The following is a 3,285-nucleotide window of genomic DNA, read 5'->3' on the forward strand; positions in this document are numbered from 1 at the left end:
CCACCCGCATCAATCCGCTTGCGCTGGGCGATGCCGTCTCCACCCTGGTCAACGACCCACCGCGCCAGAATGCCCGGTTCGCGCTTGGGCAGGTCGCCGCGCATCGGGAATTCGGTGGCTGGCAGGTTCAGGGTGGTCTTGTAGTCCTGGCTCACGCAGTGGCTCGCAATCTGTGTTCGGAAAGGATGGCACGCGCCTGGTCGGCGTCGCGGTGCATCTGGTCGGTCAGTGCCGCCAGATCATTGAATTTTTCTTCGTCGCGCAGCTTGGCGACGAACTCCACGTCGATGTGGCGGCCATACAGGTCGCCCTGGAAATCGAACAGGTGGGCTTCCAGCAGCGGCTCCACGCCCTCCACCGTCGGCCGCGTGCCGAAGCTGGACACCGAAGGCCACGGCTGGTCGAATACGCCGTGCACCCAGGTGGCATAGATGCCCGACAGCGCCGGGGTCTTCGGGAAGCGCAGGTTGGCGGTGGGAAAGCCCAGCGTGCGGCCGAGCTGGCGCCCACGCACCACCCGCCCGCTGATGGCATAGGGGCGGCCGAGCAGGTCGTTGGCCTGGGTGAAATCGCCGGCCTGCAGCAGTTGGCGGATGCGGGTGCTGGAAATACGCTCGCCATGCAGGTCGACGGCTTCGATCTCGCCGGCAGTGAAGCCGAGCTCGCCGCCCATCGCCTGCAGCAGGGCCAGATCGCCGCGACGGCGGTTGCCGAAGCAGAACTCCGGGCCGATCCACACTTCGCGCGCGCCCAGGCGGTGGGCCAGCAGCTGGCGCACGAAGTCCTCGGCCGGCATGGCCGCCATCGCCGCGTCGAAGCGCAGCAGGCCGACCGCATCGACGCCGAGTTCGCGCAGGATCTCGACCTTGCTGCGCGCCAGGGTCAGCCGCGGCGGCGGCGCGCCCTGGGCAAAGAATTCACGCGGCAGCGGCTCGAAGGCCACGGCCACGGCGGGTACGCCCAAGGCGCGCGCGCGGGCGACCGCGTGACGGACCAGCGCTCGATGGCCCAGGTGGAGGCCGTCGAATGCACCGATACAGACCACGCTTCCGTTGGGGAACAGCTCCCCGCCCTCGATGCTTCTGAACAGCCTGCTCATCAACTCTCGTTCCGGCCCACCCGGGGCCGCCGCTTCAATGGTGTAACCCTGAAGTATAGCCGCCGTGGGCCACGATCAATGCCCGCGCAGGTCGCGCGGGCGGAAGCCCATGGCCAGCATGGCCAGCAGATAGGTCAGGCCGCCGCCGCCCACCAGCAGGATCAGGCCGCCGATGCGGTGCCATTTGTCCATGCCGGTGAAGTCCGGCACCCAGTGCAGCAGGGCCAGCAGCACGCCGACCATGGCCACGCAGGCCACCAGCAGCCGCACCAGGTAGCCGCCCCAGCCCGGCCGGCGCTGGTAGACATCGGTCTTGCCCAGCCAGTACCAGAGCAGGCCCAGGTTCAGGTAGCTGGACAGCGCACTGGCAATGCCCAGCGCCAGATGCAGGCCAGGCTGCTTGCCGATGGCCTCCATCACGCCCTGCGCCTTCAGCGCGTCCGGCACCATCACCTGGTACAGCACCGCAAGCAGGGCGAAGTTGAACACCATGTTGGCCACCAGCGCGGCCACGCCGGCGCGCACCGGGGTCTTGGTGTCCTGGCGCGCGTAGAACGCCGGCAGCACGACCTTCAGCAGGGCGAACGCCGGCAGGCCGAAGCTGAGGCCGTACACCGACAGCGCGGTCATGCGGGTGTCGAACGCGGTGAACTGGCGGTACTGGAACAACGTGGCGATCAGCGGCTCGGCCAGCAGCACCAGGCCGAGCATGGCCGGCACGGAAATCAGCAGTGTCATCCGCAGGCCCCAGTCCAGCGAGCGCGAGAAGCCTTCACGGTCGGTGCTGACGTGATGACGGGCCAGAGCCGGCAGGATGACCGTGCCCAGCGCCACGCCGAACACGCCCAGCGGCAGTTCCAGGAAGCGGTCGGCCAGCGACAGCCAGGACTGCGAGCCGTCGGTCAGCTTGGCGGCGATGAGGGTGTCCAGCAGAAGGTTGATCTGCGCCACCGACGAACCGAACAGGGTCGGCACCATCAGGGTCAGCACCTTGCGCACGCCCGGGTGGTTCCAGCCCCAGCGCGGCAGGGTCAGCAGGTTGATGCCCTTCAGCGAGGGCAGCTGGAACAGCAGCTGCAGCGCGCCGGCGGCCAGCACCGCCCAGCCCAGCGCCAGGATCTGCGTTTCCGGGGTACCGCCCAGCCGCGGCGCCAGCCACAGCGCACCGGCAATCATGCACAGGTTGAGGATGACCGGGGTCAGCGCAGGCATGGCGAAGCGCTGGAAGCTGTTGAGCGCGCCGCCGGCCAGCGCGGTGAGCGAGACGAACAGCAGGAACGGGAAGGTCAGGCGGAACAGGTCGACCAGCAGGGTCTGCTTGACCGGGTCCGTATCAGCACCACTTGAGAACACCACCGCCAGCTGCGGTGCGAAGATCAGTGCCAGCGCGGTCACCACCAGCAGCGCCCCGCCCAGCGTGCCAGCGACGCGGGACATCAGTTCGCGCAGCTCGGCGTGGCTGCGGGTTTCCTTGACCTCGGTGAACACCGGCACGAAGGCGGTGGAGAAGGACCCTTCGGCGAACAGCCGGCGCAGGAAATTGGGTATCCTGAAGGCAACCCAGAACGCATCGGTGACCGCATTGGTGCCGAACGTGGTGGTGATCACCTGGTCGCGGACAAGTCCGAGCACCCGCGAGACCATGGTCATGCTGCTGAACGACAGCAGGCCCCGCAACATCTTCGGTGAACTCACTCAGCGTCCCTCTTGACAATCGACTTGACGTGCATTTCTCGGGCCATCATACTAGCCAGCTTGCTGTTCCCATAACACCGATTTTTTCAGGAAACCACCACCGTGGCCAATATCAAGTCCGCCAAGAAGCGCGCCAAGCAGACCGTCGTGCGCAACGCGCGCAACGTGGCTCAGCGCTCGATGCTGCGCACCGCTGTCAAGAAAGTGATCAAGGCGCTGGACGCCAATGACGCCGCCGGCGCCGAAGCCGCCTTCGCCGTTGCCCAGCCGATCCTGGATCGCTTCAGCGCGCGTGGCCTGATCCACAAGAACAAGGCTGCCCGCCACAAGAGCCGCCTGAACGACCGCATCAAGGCCCTCAAGGCCGCCTGATCCGGCGTTGCCGCCCTGCCCTTTCGGGGTGCGGGCAGCAGACAAAAGCCCGGCCCCGGCCGGGCGACGCGCTACGGCCAAGCCGCCGGGCTATGGAACGAATACTTACGCCGTCGGCG

At 67.5% G+C, this 3,285-nt stretch carries 3 protein-coding genes; 1 reads left to right on the plus strand and 2 read right to left on the minus strand.

From position 1 onward, the window contains the following. Positions 1 to 151 precede the first annotated feature (151 nt). Complete coding sequence (locus ACQKDV_RS18895) at positions 152 to 1,099, minus strand: bifunctional riboflavin kinase/FAD synthetase (RefSeq protein WP_427785775.1); 948 nt, start codon at positions 1,097 to 1,099, stop codon at positions 152 to 154. A gap of 75 nt (positions 1,100 to 1,174) precedes the next feature. Then, positions 1,175 to 2,779: a murein biosynthesis integral membrane protein MurJ gene (gene murJ / locus ACQKDV_RS18900; RefSeq protein ID WP_427785776.1), complete on the minus strand. Its 1,605-nt coding sequence runs from the start codon at positions 2,777 to 2,779 to the stop codon at positions 1,175 to 1,177. A gap of 117 nt (positions 2,780 to 2,896) precedes the next feature. Here murJ and rpsT point away from each other — a divergent pair, with 117 nt between their 5' ends. Further along, positions 2,897 to 3,166, plus strand: a complete 270-nt coding sequence (gene rpsT, locus ACQKDV_RS18905) for a 30S ribosomal protein S20 (protein ID WP_005408560.1) — start codon at positions 2,897 to 2,899, stop codon at positions 3,164 to 3,166. The last annotated feature ends 119 nt before the right edge of the window (positions 3,167 to 3,285 follow it).

The organism is Stenotrophomonas sp. NPDC077659 (assembly GCF_050268705.1).
Lineage (GTDB): Bacteria > Pseudomonadota > Gammaproteobacteria > Xanthomonadales > Xanthomonadaceae > Stenotrophomonas.